This window comes from Mycobacterium sp. 3519A (assembly GCF_900240945.1).
GTDB lineage: Bacteria > Actinomycetota > Actinomycetes > Mycobacteriales > Mycobacteriaceae > Mycobacterium.
On the sequence record NZ_OESG01000013.1, the window covers coordinates 2,545,155 to 2,568,565 of the forward strand.

Annotated in this window: 23 protein-coding genes; 16 read left to right on the forward strand and 7 right to left on the reverse strand. The window is 66.8% G+C overall.

Going from position 1 to position 23,411, the window contains the following annotated elements:
- Positions 1-11: 11 nt before the first annotated feature.
- The 3 genes from inhA (at position 12) to C1A30_RS20085 (ending at position 3,537) form a co-directional block, all read left to right on the forward strand.
- Positions 12-821 carry an NADH-dependent enoyl-ACP reductase InhA gene (inhA, locus tag C1A30_RS20075; protein ID WP_101949876.1) on the forward strand — a complete coding sequence of 270 codons (810 nt, stop codon included), beginning with the start codon at positions 12-14 and terminating at the stop codon, positions 819-821.
- The gene (locus tag C1A30_RS20080; RefSeq protein ID WP_101949877.1) at positions 822-1,814 is read left to right on the forward strand and encodes a ferrochelatase; all 993 of its coding nucleotides are present in this window, start codon (positions 822-824) and stop codon (positions 1,812-1,814) included. It abuts the gene before it with no gap.
- Positions 1,815-2,175: 361 nt separating this feature from the next.
- On the forward strand, positions 2,176-3,537 hold the full coding sequence (locus tag C1A30_RS20085; RefSeq protein ID WP_101949878.1) for a hypothetical protein: 1,362 nt from the start codon (positions 2,176-2,178) through the stop codon (positions 3,535-3,537).
- A gap of 2 nt (positions 3,538-3,539) precedes the next feature.
- Here the strand turns inward: C1A30_RS20085 and C1A30_RS20090 are convergent, their stop codons facing one another.
- Complete coding sequence (locus C1A30_RS20090; RefSeq protein WP_101949879.1) at positions 3,540-4,382, reverse strand: hypothetical protein; 843 nt, start codon at positions 4,380-4,382, stop codon at positions 3,540-3,542.
- Between the two features lie 59 nt (positions 4,383-4,441).
- Here C1A30_RS20090 and C1A30_RS20095 point away from each other — a divergent pair, with 59 nt between their 5' ends.
- A complete protein-coding gene (locus C1A30_RS20095; RefSeq protein ID WP_101949880.1) occupies positions 4,442-4,873 on the forward strand; it encodes an NfeD family protein in 432 nt (143 codons plus the stop codon).
- Between the two features lie 33 nt (positions 4,874-4,906).
- Complete coding sequence (locus tag C1A30_RS20100; RefSeq protein ID WP_101949881.1) at positions 4,907-6,112, forward strand: SPFH domain-containing protein; 1,206 nt, start codon at positions 4,907-4,909, stop codon at positions 6,110-6,112.
- Here the strand turns inward: C1A30_RS20100 and C1A30_RS20105 are convergent.
- Positions 6,022-6,822, reverse strand: coding sequence for a TVP38/TMEM64 family protein (locus C1A30_RS20105; protein ID WP_235010007.1), 801 nt, complete (start codon positions 6,820-6,822; stop codon positions 6,022-6,024). The two genes, C1A30_RS20100 and C1A30_RS20105, sit on opposite strands and share 91 nt — an antisense overlap.
- A 100-nt stretch (positions 6,823-6,922) precedes the next feature.
- Between C1A30_RS20105 and mutA the strand changes: the two genes are divergently transcribed.
- From mutA to C1A30_RS20125, 4 genes are read left to right on the forward strand one after another with little or no spacing between them, the layout of a single operon-like run.
- Positions 6,923-8,719, forward strand: a complete 1,797-nt coding sequence (gene mutA, locus C1A30_RS20110; RefSeq protein WP_101949882.1) for a methylmalonyl-CoA mutase small subunit — start codon at positions 6,923-6,925, stop codon at positions 8,717-8,719.
- 1 nt (position 8,720) lies between these two features.
- Positions 8,721-10,979, forward strand: coding sequence for a methylmalonyl-CoA mutase (scpA, locus tag C1A30_RS20115; protein ID WP_101949883.1), 2,259 nt, complete (start codon positions 8,721-8,723; stop codon positions 10,977-10,979).
- On the forward strand, positions 10,980-11,975 hold the full coding sequence (gene meaB, locus C1A30_RS20120) for a methylmalonyl Co-A mutase-associated GTPase MeaB (protein WP_101949884.1): 996 nt from the start codon (positions 10,980-10,982) through the stop codon (positions 11,973-11,975). It begins immediately after the preceding gene.
- A 50-nt stretch (positions 11,976-12,025) separates the two neighbouring features.
- Positions 12,026-13,297: a serine hydrolase domain-containing protein gene (locus C1A30_RS20125; RefSeq protein ID WP_101949885.1), complete on the forward strand. Its 1,272-nt coding sequence runs from the start codon at positions 12,026-12,028 to the stop codon at positions 13,295-13,297.
- Here the strand turns inward: C1A30_RS20125 and C1A30_RS20130 are convergent.
- Both C1A30_RS20130 and C1A30_RS20135 read right to left on the reverse strand, forming a co-directional pair.
- The gene (locus C1A30_RS20130; protein WP_101949886.1) at positions 13,294-14,028 is read right to left on the reverse strand and encodes a hypothetical protein; all 735 of its coding nucleotides are present in this window, start codon (positions 14,026-14,028) and stop codon (positions 13,294-13,296) included. The genes C1A30_RS20125 and C1A30_RS20130 overlap by 4 nt on opposite strands.
- A gap of 51 nt (positions 14,029-14,079) precedes the next feature.
- Positions 14,080-14,445: a DNA-binding protein gene (locus tag C1A30_RS20135; RefSeq protein ID WP_067810446.1), complete on the reverse strand. Its 366-nt coding sequence runs from the start codon at positions 14,443-14,445 to the stop codon at positions 14,080-14,082.
- Positions 14,446-14,581: 136 nt separating this feature from the next.
- Here C1A30_RS20135 and C1A30_RS20140 point away from each other — a divergent pair, with 136 nt between their 5' ends.
- Positions 14,582-15,226, forward strand: a complete 645-nt coding sequence (locus C1A30_RS20140; RefSeq protein WP_101949887.1) for a hypothetical protein — start codon at positions 14,582-14,584, stop codon at positions 15,224-15,226.
- 5 nt (positions 15,227-15,231) lie between these two features.
- Here C1A30_RS20140 and C1A30_RS20145 read toward each other — a convergent pair whose 3' ends face one another.
- Positions 15,232-15,444 carry a dodecin gene (locus tag C1A30_RS20145; RefSeq protein ID WP_101949888.1) on the reverse strand — a complete coding sequence of 71 codons (213 nt, stop codon included), beginning with the start codon at positions 15,442-15,444 and terminating at the stop codon, positions 15,232-15,234.
- Positions 15,445-15,475: 31 nt separating this feature from the next.
- Between C1A30_RS20145 and C1A30_RS20150 the strand changes: the two genes are divergently transcribed.
- Both C1A30_RS20150 and C1A30_RS20155 read left to right on the forward strand, forming a co-directional pair.
- A complete protein-coding gene (locus tag C1A30_RS20150) occupies positions 15,476-16,579 on the forward strand; it encodes a zinc-binding dehydrogenase (protein ID WP_101949889.1) in 1,104 nt (367 codons plus the stop codon).
- Complete coding sequence (locus C1A30_RS20155; RefSeq protein ID WP_101949890.1) at positions 16,576-17,145, forward strand: carboxymuconolactone decarboxylase family protein; 570 nt, start codon at positions 16,576-16,578, stop codon at positions 17,143-17,145. The genes C1A30_RS20150 and C1A30_RS20155 overlap by 4 nt, the downstream gene beginning before the upstream one ends.
- Here C1A30_RS20155 and C1A30_RS20160 read toward each other — a convergent pair.
- Positions 17,127-17,564 carry a PaaI family thioesterase gene (locus C1A30_RS20160; RefSeq protein WP_101949891.1) on the reverse strand — a complete coding sequence of 146 codons (438 nt, stop codon included), beginning with the start codon at positions 17,562-17,564 and terminating at the stop codon, positions 17,127-17,129. The two genes, C1A30_RS20155 and C1A30_RS20160, sit on opposite strands and share 19 nt — an antisense overlap.
- Before the next feature lie 64 nt (positions 17,565-17,628).
- On the opposite strand from C1A30_RS20160, the gene C1A30_RS20165 reads away from it, so the two are divergent.
- The 4 genes from C1A30_RS20165 (at position 17,629) to ileS (ending at position 23,113) form a co-directional block, all read left to right on the forward strand.
- A complete protein-coding gene (locus C1A30_RS20165) occupies positions 17,629-18,093 on the forward strand; it encodes a DUF4334 domain-containing protein (RefSeq protein WP_101949892.1) in 465 nt (154 codons plus the stop codon).
- Complete coding sequence (locus tag C1A30_RS20170; RefSeq protein WP_101949893.1) at positions 18,093-19,160, forward strand: NAD(P)-dependent alcohol dehydrogenase; 1,068 nt, start codon at positions 18,093-18,095, stop codon at positions 19,158-19,160. The genes C1A30_RS20165 and C1A30_RS20170 overlap by 1 nt, the downstream gene beginning before the upstream one ends.
- Positions 19,161-19,165: 5 nt before the next feature.
- On the forward strand, positions 19,166-19,771 hold the full coding sequence (locus C1A30_RS20175; RefSeq protein ID WP_101949894.1) for a TetR family transcriptional regulator: 606 nt from the start codon (positions 19,166-19,168) through the stop codon (positions 19,769-19,771).
- Between the two features lie 231 nt (positions 19,772-20,002).
- On the forward strand, positions 20,003-23,113 hold the full coding sequence (gene ileS, locus C1A30_RS20180) for an isoleucine--tRNA ligase (RefSeq protein WP_101949895.1): 3,111 nt from the start codon (positions 20,003-20,005) through the stop codon (positions 23,111-23,113).
- Positions 23,114-23,189: 76 nt separating this feature from the next.
- Here the strand turns inward: ileS and C1A30_RS20185 are convergent, their stop codons facing one another.
- On the reverse strand, positions 23,190-23,396 hold the full coding sequence (locus C1A30_RS20185; RefSeq protein ID WP_067810464.1) for an RNA-binding S4 domain-containing protein: 207 nt from the start codon (positions 23,394-23,396) through the stop codon (positions 23,190-23,192).
- Positions 23,397-23,411: the final 15 nt, after the last annotated feature.

Below are 23,411 nucleotides of genomic sequence, written 5' to 3' on the forward strand. Positions count from 1 at the left end.
GAAACCAGAACATGGCAGGACTTCTTGAAGGCAAGCGCATCCTCGTCACGGGGATCATCACCGACTCGTCGATCGCCTTCCACATCGCCAAGGTGGCGCAGGAGGCGGGCGCCGAATTGGTGCTCACCGGTTTCGACCGGATGAAGCTCATCCAACGCATCGCCGACCGGTTGCCGCAGAAGGCGCCGCTGCTGGAACTCGACGTGCAGAACGAGGAGCACCTCAATTCGCTCGCCGACCGGGTGCTCGAGGTGATCGGGCAGGACAACAAGCTCGACGGCGTGGTGCACTCGATCGGCTACATGCCGCAGACCGGGATGGGCATCAACCCGTTCTTCGATGCGCCGTATGCGGACGTCGCCAAGGGCATCCACATCTCCGCGTACTCCTACGCCTCACTTGCGAAAGCGCTGCTGCCCATCATGAATCCCGGCGGCGGCATCGTCGGGATGGACTTCGACCCGACCCGCGCGATGCCCGCCTACAACTGGATGACGGTGGCCAAGAGCGCGCTGGAGTCGGTGAACCGATTCGTCGCCCGGGAAGCCGGTAAGTACGGTGTGCGGTCGAATCTCGTTGCGGCCGGGCCGATCCGGACCCTGGCGATGAGCGCGATCGTCGGTGGGGCGCTCGGCGAGGAAGCCGGTGCCCAGATGCAGCTGCTCGAAGAGGGCTGGGATCAGCGCGCCCCGATCGGCTGGAACATGAAGGATCCGACGCCGGTCGCCAAGACGGTGTGCGCACTGCTGTCCGACTGGCTGCCCGCCACCACCGGCACCGTCGTCTACGCCGACGGCGGCGCCAGCACGCAGTTGCTCTAAATGGAATTCGATGCGCTTCTGCTCCTGTCCTTCGGCGGGCCGGAGGCGCCCGAACACGTGATGCCGTTCCTGGAGAACGTCACCCGCGGCCGTGGCATCCCCCGCGAACGGCTGCAATCGGTCGCCGAGCACTACCTGCACTTCGGTGGTGTATCGCCGATCAACGGCATCAACCGCGAACTGATCGCGGCGATCGAGGCCGAGATCGACCTGCCGGTGTACTTCGGCAACCGGAACTGGGAGCCCTACGTCGAGGACACGGTTGTTGCCATGCGCGACAACGGGGTTCGCCGCGCCGCCGTGTTCGCGACCTCGGCGTGGGGTGGCTACTCCAGTTGCACGCAGTACGTCGAGGACATCGCCCGAGCCAGGGCCGCGGCGGGCGACGGGGCGCCGCAACTGGTGAAGCTGCGCCAGTACTTCGACCATCCGTTGTTCGTGGAGATGTTCGCCGCGGCCATCGCGACGGCGAAGCAGACGGTGCCCGACGACGCCCGACTGGTGTTCACCGCGCATTCCATTCCGCTGGCGGCCCGAAACCGTTGTGGCGCAGACCTGTACAGCCGCCAGGTGGGCTATTCGTCGCATCTGGTGGCCACCGCTGCCGGCTACGACGACTATGACCAGGTGTGGCAGTCGCGCTCGGGCCCGCCGTCGGTGCCGTGGCTCGAACCCGACATCGGTGATCATTTGTCGGCACTGGCGGAAAGCGGCACCACGGCGGTGATCGTCTGTCCGATCGGTTTCGTCTCCGACCACATCGAGGTGGTGTGGGACCTGGACAACGAGTTGGCGCAGCAGGCCGCCGACCTCGGCATCGAGTTCGCGAGGGCGGCAACCCCGAACGCCGATCCGCGCTTCGCCCGGCTGGTCGCCGACTTGGTCGACGAGGTGGCCGCGGGCCGCGAGCCGTCGAGGGTGCCGGGGCCGGATGCGCCACCGCTACAGGGCTTTTCGGTCGACGGCGTGGTGTGCACGCCGAACTGCAGCTAGCAAATTTCAGGTAGGGCGACGGGGCGGAGCAATCGAGCGGCCGTTGCGCGCAGGCCACCGGCGATCGTAGCCACCCAGCACCGTCATCGTTTGCCAGTTTCTTGCGACGACAACAAAATCCCTCTACTTCGCTTCCTCGGCCAGCCGAGCACGATTGCGCGATGAGCGTGTCGCGTATCCGTGCTCTCGTATTTCGTGACTGGGATAGCCGAAAACAGCTAATTATTCTGCGCGTCAATTACTTGACTACGCAATTATCGATGTACACCACGCCCGGGATTGCGGCATATTTCGCCGTTCCACAGGAGGTTTTCAGCTACCTTCTGGCAGATCATCAGTTAACTTCTGCCCGGGGGTCATCATGCAACTCAGCCTCAAGCCCTACGTCACGAATGGCATCGTCATCGCTGGTGCAGCCGCCCTGGTCGCCGCACCCATCACCATTTCGCCGCCTGATATCAGCCAGCCCATTGCCGTCGCCGAGCGAACGATAGCTGTCGAGCAGAAGGCGTTGGTCAACGATTTACTCGACGCGTTCGCGCTCGTGGCAGACGCCACCGGCGAAACCATCAGCAACGCCATTTTCTTTGTCGGGGTTGAACCGAACTTCGAGGCCCGCTGGGTGCAGGCGCTGATTCATAACCCGGGATTGGCGGCCAGCATCGCGAGTGGCGTCGTCACGCTGGAACTGCTCGATCTCTTGGACATACCGTCTCCGCTGATCGGTGCACTCACGTATTTGCTGCCGGCGCAGTTGGGTCAACCCATCGCCGATGCGTACGCAGCGTTGTTCGAATTCATCGATCCGGGTCGACTGGGCGGCCTGCTGCCTGATCCGACAGCAGGCATCAACGCCATCAACTCGGCGCTGCTTTCCCCGCTCGTCGACAACTTGACCAACGGAATCGCCACTGCGTTCGACAGCGTCGGCGTATCCATATGGGGCGGCTTGGGGTTCTTGGGCGCGGCGCCGAACGCGGTGCTGAGTGTCGCGCAGTCCGCCATTGCCAACCCCGGGGATATCCCTGGACTGGCCAGCTTCCTCGCGTACAGCTTGATAAATCCGTTCTCGAACCCCGTGCCGATCGACTCGCTGTATTCGCTAGGGATCGAGCCGGTCATCGACGGCGTGATCAAGACCGCCGTGCCGCCCATCGGGAGTCTTGTCGCTGCCGTCAAGAACGGGCTCGACGGCGCGTTGACGGCCGTGCTGAACGCACTGCCTGCGCCCGTTGCCCCGTCGCCATTCGTCTCGCCATTGCGAGTGCCGGCGAATGACGTGTCGAGCACTGAGGTGGTCGACCCGGCGGACAACGCTCGCCTGGTCAACGTCACGGTCGCCGACTCCGATGCGGAGCCCGGCCTCAAGGATTCAGGCGTCAAGGATTCGGGCGACAGCGGTGATGGTGCGAAAGGCGCGGCCGCGCAACAGGACCCGTCGGAGGCAGATGATCCGGGCACCACGGTGAAGAAGGCGCCCGCTACGCGTGCCAACGGGCATGTGCGGCTCAACGTGAAAAAGGTCAACCCGCTGGTCGGCAAGCGCGACAACACGAAGGCCGTCAGTGCGGATCCGTCGAATCAAGCGGACTCCAACACGACCGACAGCGTGACCCCGGTGAAAGCGGATGCCGGCAGCCCCGACGCCGCAGGCACACCGGACAACAGCCCCGCCGGCGAGAACACCAACGAAAACGGTGACACCGGCCAGGACGCCAAATAGCGCTACTGCCAGGCTGAGTACAGGATCGCGGTGACCGCTGCCATCCGCGCCTCGCGCACCACCGAGGACAGCGGACGCAGCGCGTCGCTGGCGATCTGAACCTCCGACGACGTCTGCAACCCGATCGGGATCAGCCCGGAACTCACGGTGATGATTGCGTCGATGTGGGCGGCGTTCTCGAGCACACGCACCGCCCGCGACGGCGCATGATCGGGCACCCGATGGCCCCGATTGCTTTCGAGTACCTGCTCGACGAGACCGCGGGGATCGGCCACGTCGCTGCCCGCGGCGCGGATGGCCCCGAGCGCATCGGCGGCTGACCGCACGGCATTTCGCAGCGTGAGTTCGGCGTCACCGAGGTCGTGGTATTCGTCGGGCACTCCCGCGGACACGGAGTACACCGTCCACGACAACGACGTCGGTTCCGGTTCGTAGTCGGACTCGTCGTCGAGTTCGTCGTACTCGAATTCCGGCACCAGACCCACCGCGGTCGACGCGTCCCGCCCGATGATGACGGCCTCACCCGCTGTCACCGCATCGCGTTGGAATTGGGTGCCAGCAGGCAGTCCGCGCACGTCGCCGGGCACCGGCAACGCCACGCCGATGGCGGGTGCCGACAATCCCGTTCCCGCACTGGTGCGCACCGTCTGCAGCAGCGAAACCGCGCCAGCGTCGTTCAGATCGGGCCATGGCAAACCGGTGCGGCCTGCCGCAACGGAGTCGTAGGCCGTTACCGAATGCCTTGGTGCCCATTGCGATAACGCATCGAGCACATCGTCAGGCGCGGCTGCGCCTGCGAGCCAGGCGTTGGCCCACACAGAGAGGGAGACACTGGGGCACCACATGATGCTCGCAGTGTAGTTGTTAACCGCTCATTGAGTCGGCTACGCGCTAGGCTGACGGCATGCCCGTCCCGCTGATCTGGCTAATCGCCGCACTGGGTCTTGCCGGGGCCGAAGCGCTGACCGGCGACCTGTTTCTGCTCATGCTCGGCGGCGGTGCGCTGGCCGCGGCCGGGTCCAGTCTGATCTTCGACGACCTGTGGGTGCACGGCGCCGTTTTCCTCGTTGTCTCAGTGCTTCTGCTGGTGCTGGTGCGGCCCGCGCTGAAGCGACACTTCATGTCGGGCAAGGGGCTGCCCGAACCGGTGAAGGCACTCGAGGGCAAGAGCGCTCTCGTGCTCGACCGGGTGGCGCGCCATGAGGGCCAGGTGAAACTCGACGGCGAAATCTGGACGGCGCGCCCGTACAACCAGGACGATGTCTACGAACCCGGCGACCACGTCACCGTCGTGCACATCGACGGCGCCACCGCGGTCGTCCAAAAGGTCCTCTAGAGAACATCGGGCAAACGAGGGGAAGGAACCCGCATGGAAGGTGCCGTCGCCGGCCTCATTCTGGTCGGGGTGTTGGTGGTGTTCGCCGCCATCATCGTCGCCAAATCGATAGCGCTGATCCCGCAGGCCGAAGCCGCGGTGATCGAACGGCTGGGCCGCTACAGCAAGACCGTGTCGGGCCAACTGACACTGCTGCTGCCGTTCATCGACAAGATCCGTGCCAGGGTGGATCTGCGTGAGCGGGTGGTGTCCTTCCCGCCGCAGCCGGTGATCACCGAGGACAACCTGACGGTCAACATCGACACGGTGGTCTACTTCCAGGTCACCAACCCGCAGGCCGCGGTGTACCAGATCAGCAACTACATCGTCGGCGTCGAGCAGTTGACCACCACCACGCTGCGCAACGTGGTGGGCGGTATGACGTTGGAGCAGACGCTGACCTCACGCGACCAGATCAACGCTCAGTTGCGCGGCGTGCTCGACGAGGCAACCGGCCGTTGGGGTTTGCGTGTCGCGCGCGTCGAACTGCGCAGCATCGATCCACCCCCGTCGATCCAGGACTCGATGGAAAAGCAGATGCGCGCCGACCGCGAGAAGCGCGCGATGATCCTGACCGCCGAGGGCACCCGGGAGGCGTCGATCAAACAGGCGGAAGGCCAGAAGCAGTCGCAGATCCTCGCGGCCGAGGGCGCCAAACAAGCGGCGATCCTGGCCGCCGAGGCTGACCGCCAGTCCCGGATCCTGCGCGCCCAAGGCGAGCGCGCCGCCCAGTACCTGCAGGCGCAGGGCCAGGCCAAGGCCATCGAGAAGACGTTCGCCGCGATCAAGGCGGGCAGGCCGACGCCGGAGATGCTGGCCTATCAGTATCTGCAGACGCTGCCCCAGATGGCCAAGGGCGAGGCCAACAAGGTCTGGGTGGTGCCGAGCGACTTCGGTTCGGCGCTACAGGGTTTCACCAAGTTGCTCGGCGCGCCGGGCGAAGACGGCGTGTTCCGCTACACGCCGTCACCGATCGAGGAGAACCTGCCGAAGCCCGAGGACGATTCCGAAGAGGTGGCCGACTGGTTCTCGACGCAGACTGATCCGGCGATCGCCCAGGCCGTCGCCAAGGCCGAGGCCGAAGCGCGCACGCCCGTGGCGGGCCCTGCCTACTCGCCGTCGCCGTCGTTGAACCCGCCGCCTCCCGGCGCCACCGCGCCCGTCATCCGTGACGGCGGTGGCGGCGCGCACTCGCGGTAGTCGGCGAGGCGCTGCCGGTGGTGACGCCGGTGGGTGCGGATCTCGTAGATCAGGCCTGCGATGCCGATGCTGGCCGTGCACAGCGAAACGACGAACAGCAGCGGACTGACATTGCCGGTGAGCGCGTCGCCGAGGATGACCACCGCGGCCGTCCCCGGCAGCAGACCGACCAGGGTGGCCAGCGTGTACGGCAGCACCCGCACCGCCGACGCACCGCATGCGTAGTTGACGACCGAGAACGGCATCGCGGGGATCATCCGCATCGAGATCACAGTGGGCCAGCCACGCTCGCGAAGGCGTGCGTCGACGGATTCCACCCGGTCGTGTTTGACCAGTCGGCTCAACTGCCAACCCGCGGCGCGCACCAACAGCAAGGCGATCACCGCACTGACGGTGCTTGCCAGCACCGCCAACGGAACGCCGAGGTAGGGCCCGAAAAGCAGGCCTGCGGTCAGGGTGAACACCGTGCGCGGAAACGGAAACACCGTCACCAGGATGTGGGCGGCGAGGAAGGCCAGCGGGAACCACGGGCCGACCGACTTCGCCCAATCCCGCATCTGAAGGGCCGTCGGCAACGGAATCAGCACCGCAACTGCGATCAGAATCACAATTGCTGTGAGGATCGCGATGAACCGGCGGGGCGACACCGACGACGCCGTCGAGATCACCGCGGCACGCAGCGCGCGAAGGGTGTTGACGACGGGTTTCACGCCTTCCAAGACTACGGGCAGCGCGGCGCCGACACGCTCTCAGCGCCAGTGTGAGTTGGCCGACCAGCAGGCGATCCTGTGAGCGCGATCAATTAGCCTGATGGCCGTGCAGAAACGCGGCGTTGCGGATTCCGATATCGCGAGCTGGCGCACGGCGGTCGCCGGTGTGCTGGCCAAGAGCACCAGGCGCGACCCGGCGGATTTGCCCGCCGAGCCCGAGCGGCTGCTCGATTCGCCGACCTACGAAGGGTTTCCCGTCCGCCCGCTGTACACCTCGCTCGACGCGTTGCCGGAAGCCGCGCTGCCGGGGCAGTGGCCGTTCGTCAGGGGCGGTGACGCGCTGCGCGACGTCAAGTCCGGATGGCGGGTCGCCGAGGCGTTTCCCGCGAACGGGTCGGCCGCCGCTGACGCCAACGGCGCGGTGCTGCTGGCGCTGACCGAGGGCGTCAGCGCGCTGGTGCTACGCGTCGAGGGTGCGGCGACGCACCTCGACCGGTTGCTCGACGGGGTCTTCCTGGACCTCGTCCCTGTCGTCCTCGACGCCGGTGCCGACTACGCGGCCGCGTCGGATGCGTTGCTCGCGCTGTTGACCGACCTCGACAACGACCAGCGGTCGCGGCTGTCGGTGGATCTCGGCGCGGACCCGCTGATCGCGCCGTTGAGTGGGCGACCGGCACCCGGCGTCGCCGACGTCGTCGCGGTGGCGGGCAAGGTGACCGACTACGACGGCGGCGTGCGTGCCATCACCGTCGACGGCCCCGCGTTCCACAATCTCGGCGCAAGCGCATCGTGGGAACTCGCCGCGGCCGTCGCCGCCGCCGTCAGCTATCTGCGCCTGCTCGTCGACGGCGGGCTGGCGGCGCGAGATGCGCTGCGGCAGATCAGTTTCCGTTTCGCCGCAGACGACGACCAGTTCATGACAATCGCCAAACTGCGTGCGGCGCGGCAACTCTGGGCGCGGGTGGCCGAGGTGGTGGGGGAGTCCGACGCGGGCGCAGCGCGTCTGCATGCGGTCACGTCGCTGCCGATGATGGCGCAAAGGGATCCGTGGGTGAACATGCTGCGCACCACGGTGGCGGCGTTCTCCGCAGGCGCAGGCGGTGCGGACACCGTGCTGGTCCATCCGTTCGACGTGGCGATACCCGGCGGTTTTCCCGGCACCGCGCCGAGTTTCGCGCGGCGCATCGCCCGCAACACCCAACTACTGCTGCTCGAGGAGTCGCACATCGGCCGCGTGCTCGACCCCGCAGGCGGATCGTGGTTCGTCGAAGACCTCACCGAAAGCCTGGCCGAACAGGCGTGGAAACACTTCCAGGACATCGAGTCCCGCGGCGGCTTCGAGGCGGCCCGCGACTACGTCGTCGATCAGATCAAAGAAGTCGCCGACCGCCGCGCCGACGACATCGCCCACCGGCGCACATCGCTCACCGGCGTCAACGAATATCCGAATCTCGCGGAACCGCCACTCCCGCAAGGTGATGCCCTCGAAACAGTGGTGCGCTACGCCGCCGGGTTCGAGGCGCTGCGCAACCGGTCGGACGCCTTCCTGGAGAAGACCGGTTCACGGCCGAAGGTGTTGCTGCTGCCACTCGGCCCGCTGGCCGAGCACAACGTCCGCACCACGTTCGCGACGAACCTACTGGCGTCCGGTGGCATCGAGGCGGTCACCGAAGACACCACCGCCCAGATCGCGGTGATCTGCGGCACCGACGCCCGCTACGCGGCCGAGGCGTCCGCCGCAGTCGACGCGGCACGCAAAGCGGGGATCTCACACGTTCTGCTGGCAGGCCCGGAAAAGGCTGTGGCCGAAGCGGATTCGAAACCCGATGGCTACCTGACCGCCAAGATCGACGCGGTCAAGACGCTCTCGGACCTGCTCAGCCGATTGGGGGCATGACATGACTGCGACTACCGGCATCGGGAGTTTCGCCGACGTTCCGTTGCACGGCGAGCACAGCAGCGCACCGGCGACCGACGCTGCCGTCGCGAAAGCCGTCGAAGCCGCGGCGACCGCCCACGGTTATTCGCCCGACCAACTGGACTGGGCCACCCCGGAGGGCATCGACGTCAAGCCGGTCTACATCGGCGCCGACCGCGATGCCGTCGTCGACGCCGGCTATCCGCTGGACAGCTTCCCTGGCGCGCCGCCGTACATCCGCGGTCCCTACCCGACCATGTACGTCAACCAGCCGTGGACCATCCGGCAGTACGCCGGGTTCTCCACCGCAGCCGAGTCCAACGCGTTCTACCGGCGCAACCTCGCAGCGGGTCAGAAGGGCCTGTCGGTGGCCTTCGATCTGGCCACCCATCGCGGCTACGACTCCGACCATCCGCGCGTGCAGGGTGACGTCGGAATGGCAGGCGTGGCAATCGACTCCATCCTCGACATGCGCCAGCTGTTCGACGGCATCGACCTGTCCACGGTGTCGGTGTCGATGACCATGAACGGCGCGGTGCTGCCGATCCTGGCGCTGTACGTGGTGGCCGCCGAGGAGCAGGGGGTGCCGCCGGAGAAGCTGGCCGGGACCATCCAGAACGACATCCTCAAAGAGTTCATGGTCCGCAACACCTACATCTATCCGCCCAAGGCGTCGATGCGGATCATCTCCGACATCTTCGGCTACACCAGCGCCAAGATGCCGAAGTTCAACTCGATCTCGATCTCCGGCTATCACATTCAAGAAGCCGGTGCGACAGCCGATCTGGAGCTGGCGTACACGCTGGCCGACGGGGTCGAGTACATCAAGGCGGGCCTGGCCGCCGGCCTGGACATCGACAAGTTCGCGCCCCGGCTGTCGTTCTTCTGGGGCATCGGGATGAACTTCTTCATGGAGGTGGCCAAGCTGCGGGCGGGTCGGCTGCTGTGGAGCGAGCTGGTCGCGGAGTTCGGTCCGAAGGACGCGAAATCCCTTTCGCTGCGCACACATTCGCAAACCTCCGGCTGGTCGCTGACGGCACAGGATCCGTTCAACAACGTCGCGAGGACCTGTATCGAGGCGATGGCCGCCACCCAGGGGCACACCCAGTCGTTGCACACCAATGCGCTCGACGAGGCGCTGGCGTTGCCCACCGACTTCTCGGCCCGCATCGCACGCAACACCCAGCTGCTGCTGCAGCAGGAGTCGGGGACCACGCGGCCGATAGATCCGTGGGGCGGCTCGTACTACGTCGAGTGGCTGACCCATCAGCTGGCGCAGCGGGTGCGCGCGCACATCAAGGAAGTCAACGAACACGGCGGTATGGCGCAGGCCATCAGTGACGGCATCCCCAAGATGCGCATCGAAGAGGCCGCGGCACGCACCCAGGCGCGCATCGACTCCGGCCAGCAACCGGTGATCGGCGTCAACAAGTACCAGGTGGACGAGGACCACGAGATCGAGGTGCTCAAGGTCGAGAACAGCAGGGTGCGCGCCGAGCAGATCGCCAAGCTCGAGCAGTTGCGCGCCGACCGGGACCCGAACGCCGTCGAGGCCGCCCTCGCAGAGCTGAGCAAGGCAGCCCAGTCCGACGGTCTCCGCCGGGGCGGCTCCGAAGGGACAGGCAACCTCCTCGAACTGGCCATCAACGCGGCGCGGGCCAAGGCCACCGTCGGCGAGATTTCCGATGCACTCGAGAAGGTTTGGGGACGCCATCAGGCCGAGATCCGTACCATCGCCGGGGTTTACCGCGACGAATTGGGAGTAGGAAACATCACTCCATTTTCTAAAGCCAACGCCGTCGTCGAGAAGTTCGCCGAGGCCGACGGCCGCAGGCCCCGCATCCTGGTCGCCAAGATGGGCCAGGACGGGCACGACCGCGGGCAGAAGGTGATCGCAACAGCGTTCGCGGACATCGGGTTTGACGTCGACGTCGGCTCGCTGTTCTCCACCCCGCAGGAGGTCGCGCGGCAAGCCGCCGACAACGACGTGCACGTGGTCGGGGTGTCCTCACTGGCGGCGGGGCACCTGACGCTGGTGCCCGCGCTGCGCGACGCGCTCGCCGAAGTCGGCAGAGAAGACATCATGATCGTGGTCGGCGGTGTGATCCCGCCCGGTGACTTCGACGAGCTGTACGCCGCGGGCGCGACCGCGATCTTCCCGCCGGGCACGGTGATCGCCGATGCCGCCATCGGCCTGCTGCAGAAGCTGGCCGAGCGACTCGGCTACGACCTGAGCTAGATGGCCAGCTCGGTCGAGGACCTGGCGGCCGCCGTCCGCGCCGGCGACCGTGCCGCGCTGCCGAAGGCCATCACGCTGGTCGAGTCGACCCGGGCCGATCACCGGGCGCAGGCCCAGCAGCTGCTGCTCGAGTTGACGGGTGACGCCGACTCCGCCGAGTCCATGCATGTCGGCATCACCGGGGTGCCCGGCGTCGGCAAGTCGACCACCATCGAGGCGCTCGGCATGCATCTGATCGAGCAGGGCCATCGCGTGGCCGTGCTGGCCGTCGACCCGTCGTCGACCCGCACCGGCGGGGCGATACTCGGCGACAAGACGCGGATGGCCAAACTCGCGGTGCACCCGGACGCCTACATCCGGCCGTCGCCGACCTCCGGGACGCTCGGCGGAGTGGCCAGAGCCACCCGCGAGACGATCGTGTTACTGGAGGCCGCCGGCTTCGACGTCATCCTGGTCGAGACCGTCGGCGTCGGACAGTCCGAGGTGACGGTCGCGAACATGGTCGACACGTTCGTCTTTCTGACCCTGGCGCGCACCGGCGACCAGCTGCAGGGCATCAAGAAAGGCGTGCTCGAACTCGCCGACATCGTGGTGGTCAACAAGGCCGACGGCGAGCATGCGGCCGAAGCCAAGAAGGCGGCCCGCGAACTCGCCGGCGCCATCCGTCTCATCTATCCGCGCGAAACCCTTTGGCGTCCACCGGTCTTGACGATGAGCGCGGTGGAGGGCCGCGGTTTGACGGAGCTGTGGGACACCGTGCTCAAACATCGGCAGGTGCTCACCGAGGCGGGGGAGTTCGAGGCGCGCAGGCGTGCGCAGCGGGTGGAGTGGACCTGGTCGATGGTCCGCGACGCGGTGCTGGACCGGGTGCTGTCTCATCCCGGTGTCCGCGAGATTCGCGCCGAGGTGGAACGCAAAGTACGCGACGGCGAACTGACCCCCGCGCTTGCTGCACAACAGCTGCTCGACGCCGCTGACGTGCCGGGATCTAACTAATTGGTAACACTTCGTTTATTTGCCGGGGTTGCAGGTAAATTCAATACATTGTGACGGGTGTCAAGAACGGGGAGCGCAGCGCGGCGCTTCCGCACGGCGTACAGGGCGCGGCCGACTCGAGCTTCGCCTGCACGGTCCGCGCGTTTCGTCAGCTTTTTCCGGGTAAGCGGTTCGGTGGCGGCGCGCTGGCGGTGTACCTGCACGGTGAGCCCGTCGTCGACGTCTGGACCGGATACGCGGACCGGCGCGGCACGCAGTACTGGACCGCCGACACCGGCGCGATGGTGTGGTCGGTGACCAAGGGTCTGGCCTCGACGGTCATCCACCGGCTGGCCGACCGCGGCCTGATCGACTACGACACCCCTGTCGCCGAGTACTGGCCGGAGTTCGCCGCCAACGGCAAGAGCCACATCACCGTTCGCGACGTGATGCGCCACCGGGCCGGGCTGTCTCAGCTCAACGGCGTGAGCAAGACCGAGTTGATGGACCATCTCGCGATGGAGGCCCGCCTCGCGGCCGCGTCGGTGAACAAGGTGCTCTACGGCAAGCCCGCGTACCACGCGCTGACCTACGGCTGGCTGATGTCGGGACTTGCCCGCGCCGTCACAGGCAAGGGCATGCGGGTGCTGATCCGGGAGGAATTGGCCGAGCCGCTGAACACCGATGGGCTGCACCTGGGCCGGCCGCCCGCCGAGTCGCCGACGCGGGCTGCGCAGATCCTGGCGCCCCAGGGCACGTTCAGCAATCCGCTGTTCAACTTCGTCGCACCCCGGGTCGCCGCGCTGCAGTACTCCGGCGGCTTCGGCTCGATGTACTTCCCCGGAATGAAGGCGGTCGTGCAGGGTGACACGCCGTTCCTGGACTCCGAGATTCCCGCGGCAAACGGGGTGGCCACCGCCCGCAGCCTGGCCAAGGTGTACGGGGCGCTTGCCAACGGTGGCCGCATCGACGGCACCCACTTCCTGTCCGAGGAGCTGGCCGCCGGGTTGACCGGCAAGCCCAGTTTGCTGCCCGACCGGAACATCCTGATGCCGTTGAGCTTCCACCTCGGCTACCACTCGCTGCCGATCCCGCCGGGGCTGATGCCCGGCTTCGGACACGCCGGCCTGGCAGGCTCTGTCGGCTGGGCTGATCCGTCGTCCGGGCTGTCCTTCGGGTTCGTGCACAACCGCCTGCTCACCCGAATGGTGCTGGACCAGGCGGTGTTCGCCGGCCTGCACGCCCTGATTCGCCGCGACGCCGCACAAGCCCGCAAGCGGGGCTACCAGACCACGCCCGCGTTCGGCGCACCGTACGAGATGCCGAAGCCCGTCGCGGGTTAGTTACTGGCGCGGGTGAACCACTTGGTCTTGATCCGCCAGGACTGCGCCGACGTCAGCGCGAATCCGGCGCCGCAACCGCAGGCGAAGATCCACACCAGCGTGCCGCCCTCGATGGTCTGCAGCGGCGGCACGTAGGCGGTGACGATGCGCACGGCGCAGGCGAGGATGCCGCTGGCGGAGGCGATCAGATAGATGTTCGCGATCTTCCGCGACCGCGGGTCCTGGCGCAGGATCAGCAGTGCGCGCGCCCCGTAGGTCAGCAGATAGATCAGCATGCCGCAGAGCAACAGCCAGTACGTGTTGAGCCAGAAGTCGGTGGGGACCTCGAAGAAGTCGGGCCGGTACACGGAGGCGCCGTTGCCGAGTGAGAACGTCACCAGCAACAGCGGAATGCACAGCGTGGCGGGACGCTCGACGTACTGCTTGAACGACGTCTGCATGGCATGGTCGTCGGCGAGGCGCCCGAGCGCGTTGTAGACGACTGCGGACGCGGCGACGATGTAGGCGTCGTGGCCGATGTAGTCCTCGAGGTTCCACATGCCGGTCAGGGCGTACAACCAGTGACCGAGGGTTTCCGAGGCCAGCGGTGACATCAGGATCACCGCGATGCCTTGCAGGGCGATGTTGAGGGTCGCGGCGACTTCCCACCGGCACGACCATGTGACGCGACGGATCCACAGACTCCACGCGATACACCCGAGGGTGATCGCTATGAGTGTTGCCAGAGCCATGAGAGTTGCCTTCGTACTGAACCTGTCAGCAAAGTGTACGGCCTGTCCGTCCTAAAGAGGAGGAGCGTCCGCCCTCGGCTTCATCTCGGACAGTTTCGGCGGCCGCGTGGTCTGCTTGGTTTCCACCGCGTCCTGCACGGCCGTCATCGTGAACGGGGCCGACTCGATATAGCTCCACACCTCTTGGCGGCTCATCAAGCCGAACTGGATTTGCAGGTCGGGATAGCTGAGCGCGAACCTGTCGGCTACTCGACGCAGCTCCTCGGCATTGGGATAGTCGGCTTCTTTGATTCGCCGGTAATAGGTGCTACTGGAGATGCCGAGGGCGTCATAAATGTCTTTGGCATCGATCTCGCCGTCGAGGAGATAGTCGAGCAACGCCTTGAGCTGTCTGCCGTTCTCATCGGTCCGGGGCATTCATACACCATAAAGCGTGCATCCCGGGTTTGGGTAGCGACGTTCGCAAATCGGAGGGATTAGCCGTTATTGACACTGGCGTCACAGTTTTGGGAGGAGTCTCCCATTTTTGGGAAACGGGTGTACGGTTAGCTACATGGTTGCTCCGTATGTAGCTGATCACACCCGTGACTTGACGTATCCGGTCGACACCACGGCCTCGCCCACGTTGCGGGTCGCCGACCATGACATTGCCGAAGGGACCGCTCCGGTCCTGGACAAACTGTCCATCGCCCCGTCCGACGAGGTGACCGCGGAAGTTGACGGAGCAACCGAATGGCTGGGGGTTGCCGCCGACGAGATCTTGCTTGCCGCGCTCGGGCGGACGATTGCTCGCACCATCGGTGAGGGTGTCGTCGCCATCGACGTCACCGGCGAACGGCGTTGGCTGCTGCACGCGATCCCGCTGCTGTGCGCGTCCAACCGGCAGGCGAGCCCGACGGACATGCTGCGCGAGGTGCACCGCACGCTCAATGCGTCGCCCGCCCCGTCGGCGCAGCTGTCGTCGGAGCTCTTCCTCAACTACATCGGCGTGCTGGCCGACGGCACCGACCCGTCGTACGAGACGCCGCCCGGCCTGGGCTATGCGCTCGAATTGCGGGTCTACCGCGTCGACGGGCTGCTGCACCTGGACTGGTGGTACGACACCACCCGGTTCGACCGCTACACCATCGAAGAGCTCACCGAGCAGTTCCCGCTGGCGCTCTTCGAGATGACGTCAGACGCCGCCGCTCCGGTGTGAGGTCATCAGGCGTCTTCGAGGCGGAAGCCGACTTTCAGCGTGACCTGAAAATGCCCGATGGCGCCGTCTTCGAGATGGCCGCGTACTGACTGGACCTCGAACCAGTCCAGGCCGCGCATCGTCTCCGAGGCGCGGGATATCCCGTTGCGGATCGCCGCGTCGATACCGTCGGGCGAGCTGCCGACGATCTCGATGATTCGGTACGTGTGATCGCTCATGTCGCGACGCTACGCGGTTTAGGGTGCGGCTATGCCGAAGTCGGCGAGCGCGCGCGCCCTGGTGTTGGAGCGGCCGCACCGCCTGGTGCTTCGCGAACTGCCGCTACCCGATATCGGCGACGAGGACGCGCTGGTTCGGGTTCAGGCCTGCGGGCTGTGCGGCACCGACCACGAGGAGTACACCGGCCAGCTCGCGGGCGGCTTCGCGTTCGTCCCCGGCCACGAGACCGTCGGCATCATCGACACGATCGGGCCGCGCGCAGCGCAACGCTGGGGCGTGGCCGAGGGGGACCGGGTGGCGGTCGAGGTCTTTCAGTCGTGTCGTGACTGCAAGGCGTGCGTCGACGGACAGTATCGCCGCTGCGAACGCCACGGGCTAGCTGATATGTACGGGTTCATCCCCGTCGACCGGGCACCCGGGCTGTGGGGCGGTTACGCCGACTATCAGTACCTTGCCCCGGATTCGATGGTGCTGCCGGTCCCCGCTGGCCTCGATCCGGCGCTCGCGACCGTGTTCAACCCGCTAGGCGCTGGAATCCGTTGGGGCGCAACGATACCCGCTACGGGACCCGGCGACGTGGTCGCCGTGCTCGGGCCCGGTATCCGCGGGCTGTGCGCCGCCGCGGCGGCCAAGGAGGCGGGCGCCGAGTTCGTGATGGTGACCGGACTCGGGTCCCGGGACGCCGACCGGTTGGCGTTGGCGCCGCAGTTCGGTGCCGATCTGGTCGTCGATGTCGGCGCGAGGAATCCGGTGGCGGCTTTGCGCGCTGCGGCAGGTCGACTCGCCGACGTCGTCGTCGACGTCACCGCCAAAGCGCCCGCGGCATTCGCGCAGGCAATCGAACTCGCGCGCCCTGCGGGCACCGTCGTCGTGGCGGGAACCCGCGGATTCGACGGCGGCGCACCGGGATTCAGACCCGACATGGTGGTGCTGAAGGAGCTTCGTGTCATCGGCGCTCTCGGCGTCGACACGACCGCGTACCGGGCCGCGCTGGAACTGTTGGCGTCGGGCCGGTATCCGTTCGCACAGCTGCCGCGACGCTGCGTCGGGCTGGATGAGGCGGAAGACCTGTTGGCCACGATGGCGGGGGAGCGTGACGGTGTCCCGCCCGTACACGGGGTGGTGGTGCCTTGACCGAGGCTCGTGTTCCGCGATTGCCGATCGACGAGGCCAAGGCCGCCGCCGATGAGGCGGGCGTGCCCGACTACATGGCCGAATTGTCGATCTTCCAAGTGCTTTTGAACCATCCGACGCTCGCGCGTGCCATCAACGACCTGCTCGCGACGATGCTGTGGCACGGCAGGCTCGCGCCGCGGCTGCGGGAGTTGGTGATCATGCGGATCGGCTGGCTGACCGCCTGCGACTACGAATGGACGCAACACTGGCGGGTGGCGTGCGGGCTCGGCGTTCCCGCCGACGACCTGCTCGGCGTCCGGAATCCCGCGACGCACGCCGGCTTCGGTGCCGCCGAGCGCGCGGTGCTGGCCGCCACCGACGACGTGATCCGCGACGGCGCGGTCAGCGCGCAGACGTGGGAGGTGTGCGAGCAGGAACTCGGTGCGGATCCGGCGGTGCTGATCGAGTTGGTGACCGCGATCGGGGCATGGCGGATGATCGCCTCGGTGCTGCACAGCCTCGAGGTGCCACTGGAGGACGGGGTCGCCAGCTGGCCGCCGGACGGTCAGCCGCCGAGCCGATAGGTCTGCACGGCGTGCGCGACGACGTGGCCGTCGGCGTCGGTCGCGGTGATCTCGGTGAACGTGAGTTCCTTGGCCCGACGCACGGTGCGGCCGTGGCAGATCAGATCTGAGCGTTTCGCGGCGCCGACGTAGTTGACCGTCATCGAGATCGTGGAGGCGCGCGTGCCCTTCTCGAAGTCGTGGTTGGACCACGCCGCGGCCGCGCCGGTGGTATCGAGCGCCGCGGCGATCACCCCGCCGTGGTAGTACGTCCCGTCGTTGGTGAGGTCCTCGCGAAACGGCAGGCGGACGGTGACGTCGTCGGGTTCGTAGCGTTCGAACGCGATGCCGAGCCAACTCATGTACGGCGTTGACGGCATCAGTTCGACGATCGCCTGCCTGCGCCGTTGCTGCTGCTCCTCAGTCAATGACTCGCCCATGACCGAGCACGTTACTGGTAGGGTCCGAGTTTCCGAACCATTTGGTTTGGGAAAGGGGACGGGAGTGGACATCGACAAGGCGCGGACACGCTTCGCCGAACTGCGCACGCAGCAGCACGTGAGCACCGCCGAGTTGGACGAGATCTGGGCGGCACTCGACACGGTCCGGTCCGCCGACATCGTCGGCAGCTGGAAGGGCGACGAATTCCACACCGGACACAAGATGAATGGTCAGCTGGCCGCCGCCCGTTGGTACGGCAAGAACTTCAACTCGGTCGACGACGTCGAGCCCATCGTCTGCTACGACGACAACGGAAACCTGTTCTCCAACAACGAGTTGAGCCGCGGCGGGGCCAGCCTGTGGGACGTCGAGTTCCGCGGCGAGGTCACCGCGACGATGGTGTACGACGGCCAGCCCGTCCTCGATCACTTCAAGAAGGTCGACGACGACACGCTGATGGGCATCATGAACGGCAAGCGGCAGCGCGCCAGCGGCAACTTCCTGTACTTCCTCCTCGAACGCGCCTGATGCGGATCACGGCCGCGGTGAGTCGGTCGCCGGATTCGCCGTTCACGGTCGAAACGGTCGATCTGGACGCGCCGCGGGCAGACGAGGTACTGGTCCGGATACGCGCGACCGGGGTGTGTCACACCGACCTGTCGTCAAAGGCCAGGATCCCGGTTCCGGCCGTGCTCGGGCACGAGGGCGCCGGGGTGGTCGAGGTGGTCGGCGCCGCGGTGGCCGGACTGGCGCCCGGTGACCATGTCGTGCTCAGTTACCGCAGTTGCGGCGAATGCGGCCAATGCCGCGCAGGGCATCGGCCGTACTGTGTCCGCAGCCAGCAGCTGAATTCGTCGGGCCGCCGCGTCGACGGCTCGGCGACGTTGTCGCAGAACGGAACTGCGCTCTTCGGCGCGTTCTTCGGGCAGTCGAGTTTCGCCCAGTATGCGCTGGCGTCACCGGACAACGTCGTCGTGGTCGACCCGTCGGTCGACCTGACGCTCGCGGCTCCGCTCGGCTGCGGTTTCCAGACGGGTGCCGGCGCGGTGCTGAATGTCCTGACGCCAGAACCGGATTCCCGGCTAGTGGTGTTCGGCGCCGGCGGTGTGGGGTTGGCCGCGGTGATGGCGGCCAAGGCGATCGGCGTCGAGACCGTCGTTGCGGTCGACCCCGTCGCGTCGCGCCGCGCCAAGGCCGCCGAACTGGGCGCGAGCGGAACCGTCGACCCGGCGACCGAGGACGTGGCGGCGACGGTCCGTGGCGCCACGCACGCGCTGGACACCACTGCGCTACCGGATGTCGTCGCGACGGCGCTCAGTGTGCTGCAGGCGCGCGGAGTGCTCGCGGTGGTAGGCCTTGGCGCCCGGCACGCGAACGTCGACATGATCGATCTGATGTTGCAGGGCAAGACGATTCGCGGGTGCGTCGAGGGCGACGCGAATCCGTCGACGTTCATCCCGCGACTGCTCGACCTGCACGCCGACGGCAGATTCCCGATGCAGGCGATCGTGCGTCGCTACGACGCGCACGACATCGAGACGGCTGTCGCCGATGCGCGGTCCGGCGACGCGATCAAACCCGTCCTGGTCTGGTGAGCGCCATGAGGGCCGCCGGGCACGCGACGCGGGAGCGCATCCTGGCTGCGGCCAAAGCCGAGTTCACCCAGTACGGTTTCGCGGGCGCCCGGCTGAACCGGATCGCGTCGAACGCGCGCGCAAGCAAGGAACGGCTGTACAGCTACTTCACCAGCAAGGAACATCTGTTCGAGGCCGTCGTGGCGCAGTGGATCGAGGATGCGCCCTACCGGGTGCCGCTGACGGCCGAGGACGTAGCGGGCTACGTCGAGGCGCTGTTCGACAACTTCGTCGCCGACCCGCGAGGGGCCCGGCTGCAGCGCTGGATAGAACTCGAAGCCCCGTCGGCGTTGTCCGACGACCACCCGCTTCGGCGGCTGTTCCGGGCCAAGCTGGCCGAGGTGCGTCGCGGGCAGCGGGAAGGCCTGATCGACCCCGGCTGGCATCCGATGGACCTGTTGACGCTGCTGACCGAGATCGTGCAGTCGATGGCGGCGGGCGAGACCGTCGTCGGCGGCATCGTCGGAACAGCCAGGGCCGGCGACACGCTGGACGAACGCCGCGCCGCGACCGTGGAGGCGGCGCGGCGCCTGGTCAGCCCGGATTTGCGGCGCCCACTAGAATCGGGCTAGCGGCGTCGATCCGGCCATCACCGGGGAGCCTTCGGAAGAACAGCTGAACCAGCCAAGTAGACCCGAACGGGTGGGCCCGTCATCGCCCGCAGTTGAGCGGCGCACAGCCTTGTGCGCAAGCGGGGTGGTACCGCGGCGCTCGCGCACCGGCGCGACGTCGTCCCCGTGCCTAGGACATTTGGGCTTCCGAGGCCGGAGGCCGCCGATTGGGCATGGAGACTACGCACCACAGTGACCGCATATCCGAAGCCGACATCCGGAGCTCCGAAGTTCCCGGATCTCGAACTCGACGTTCTCGACTACTGGGAGTCCGACGACACCTTCCGCGCCAGCGTCGCGCGGCGTGAGGGCGCGCCGGAATACGTCTTCTACGACGGCCCGCCGTTCGCCAACGGCCTGCCGCACTACGGGCATCTGCTGACCGGTTATGTGAAGGACATCGTGCCGCGCTATCGCACGATGCGCGGATACAAGGTGGAGCGCCGGTTCGGGTGGGACACCCACGGCCTGCCCGCCGAACTCGAGGTGCAGCGCCAACTCGGCATCGCCGACAAAGCGCAGATCGAAGAGATGGGCATCGAGAAGTTCAACGAAGCCTGCCGCGAGTCGGTGCTCAAATACACCAACGAGTGGCGCGCCTACGTCACCCGCCAGGCCCGCTGGGTCGACTTCGACAACGACTACAAGACACTGGATCTCGGCTTCATGGAGTCGGTGATCTGGGCGTTCAAGCAGCTGTGGGACAAAGGCCTTGCCTACGAAGGCAATCGGGTGCTGCCGTACTGCTGGAACGACGAGACGCCGCTGTCCAACCACGAACTGCGGATGGACGACGACGTCTACCAGAGTCGTCAGGACCCGGCGATCACGGTCGGTTTCAAGGTCAGCGAGGGCCCACTCGAGGGCGCCTACCTGCTGATCTGGACGACGACGCCGTGGACGCTGCCGTCGAACCAGGCCGTCGCGGTGGGACCCGACGTCACCTACGTGTTGGTGGCGGGCCCCGACGACCGGCGTTACGTGCTGGCGCAGGCACGGCTTGCGGCCTATGCCCGCGAACTGGGCGAGGAACCGGAAGTGCTGGCCACCTACACCGGTCGTGATCTGCTGGAAACCCGGTACCTGCCGCCGTTCCCGTACTTCATGGACGCGCCGAACTCGTTCCGGGTGTTGGCCGCCGATTTCGTCAGCACCGAGGACGGCACCGGGATCGTGCACATGTCGCCGGCGTACGGCGAGGACGACATGGCGACCACCCAGCCCGCGGGCATCACCGCGGTCACGCCGGTCGACGCCAAGGGCCGCTTCGACAAGACCGTCCCGGACTACGCGGGCCAACACGTGTTCGACGCGAACCCGCAGATCATCCGGGACCTGAAGAACCAGGGTCGGGCGGCGGCGGCCAACGGCGCGGTGCTGTTGCGCCACGAAACCTACGAACACTCCTACCCGCACTGCTGGCGGTGCCGAAACCCGTTGATCTATCGGGCGGTGTCGTCGTGGTTCATCAAGGTCAGCGACTTCAAGGACCGGATGGTCGAACTGAACCAGGACATCACCTGGTATCCCGAGCACGTCAAGGACGGCCAGTTCGGTAAGTGGCTGTCCAATGCGCGGGACTGGTCGATCTCGCGAAACCGCTACTGGGGCAGCCCGATTCCGGTGTGGAAGTCCGACAACCCGGACTACCCGCGGATCGACGTCTACGGCAGCCTCGACGAACTGGAGCGCGACTTCGGGGTGCGGCCCGACAACCTGCACCGGCCGTACATCGATGAGCTGACCCGCCCGAATCCCGATGATCCGACCGGTCGCTCGACGATGCGGCGCATCGAGGACGTCTTCGACGTGTGGTTCGACTCGGGGTCCATGCCGTACGGGCAGGTGCACTACCCGTTCGAGAACCAGGACTGGTTCGACACGCACTTCCCCGGCGACTTCATCGTCGAGTACATCGGCCAGACCCGCGGCTGGTTCTACACACTGCACGTGCTCGCGACGGCGCTGTTCGACCGGCCCGCATTCAAAACCTGTGTGGCACACGGCATCGTGCTGGGCAACGACGGCCAGAAGATGAGCAAGTCGCTGCGCAACTACCCCGACGTGACCGAGGTGTTCGACCGCGACGGCTCCGACGCGATGCGGTGGTTCTTGATGGCCTCGCCAATCCTGCGCGGCGGCAACCTGATCGTCACCGAGCAGGGCATCCGCGAGGGTGTGCGGCAGGTGCTGCTGCCGTTGTGGAACGCGTACACGTTCCTGGCGCTGTATGCGCCGAAGAAGGGCACCTGGCGCACCGACTCGCCGCACGTGCTGGACCGCTACATCCTGGCCAAGCTCGCCGAGTTGCGCGACGACCTGACCGCGTCGCTGGACGTGTGCGACATCTTCGGCGCATGCGATCAGTTGCGGCAGTTCACCGAGGCGTTGACGAATTGGTATGTGCGACGGTCGCGTCAGCGGTTCTGGGAGGAGGACGCCGACGCGATCGACACGCTGCACACGGTGCTCGAGGTGACCGGCAGGCTGGCGGCGCCGCTGCTGCCGCTGATCACCGAGGTGATCTGGCGCGGCGTCACCGGTGAGCGGTCGGTGCACCTGACCGACTGGCCGGAGCCCGGTGTGGTGCCCGCCGACCCTGATCTGGTGGCCGATATGGACCTGGTCCGCGAGGTCGCGTCGGCGGCGTCGTCGCTGCGCAAGGCGAAGAAGCTGCGGGTACGCCTGCCGCTGCCGAAACTAACTGTGGCAGTGGACAATCCACAGCGGCTGGCACCGTTCGCGGACCTGCTTGCCGATGAGCTCAACGTCAAGGCGGTCGAGTTGACCGACGACATCGACACCTACGGGCGTTTCGAGCTGACCGTCAACGCCAAGGTGGCAGGGCCGCGGCTGGGCAAGGATGTGCAGGCCGCGATCAAGGCCGTCAAGGCGGGCGAAGCGGTGGTCAACGCCGACGGCACGTTGACGGCGGGGCCGGCCCTGCTGCAGCAACAGGAGTACAGCTCGCGGCTGGTGGCCGCCGACCCCGAGTACACCAGCGCACTGCCCGACGGCGCCGGCCTGGTGGTCCTCGACGGCACCGTGACCGAGGAGCTGGAGGCCGAAGGCTGGGCCCGCGACCTGATCCGGGAGCTGCAGGATCTGCGCAAATCGACCGGTCTCGACGTGTCGGACCGGATCCGGGTGACCATCGCGGTGCCCTCCGACCGCGAGCAGTGGGCGCGGACGCACGCCGACCTGATCGCAGGCGAGATCCTGGCGACCAGTTTCGAATTCGGCCAGCCCGCCGACGGCGCGGAGTTGGGCGGCGGCGTGCGGGTGGCGATCGCCAAGGCCTAGCCCGCCGAGTGGGAAGTTGAGCCACGCTTCGCGCCGATTTGCGTGTCTTAAGTGGCCACTCGCCGTAGCGGACCGGTCAGCCGACCCGTGCACTGCGGCCGTCGAACGACACGGTGTCGCCGGAACGAAGCTGCCTGCCCCGGCGGCGCTCGATCTCGTCGTTGACGATGACCAGCCCGTCGGCGATGACGGCCTTGGCGTCTGCCCCGCTGTCGATCAGCCCCGCCAGTTTCAGGAACTGACCCAGGCGGATCGTCTCGTCGCGAATCGGCACGTCGTGCATTCCCGTCACGCTAGC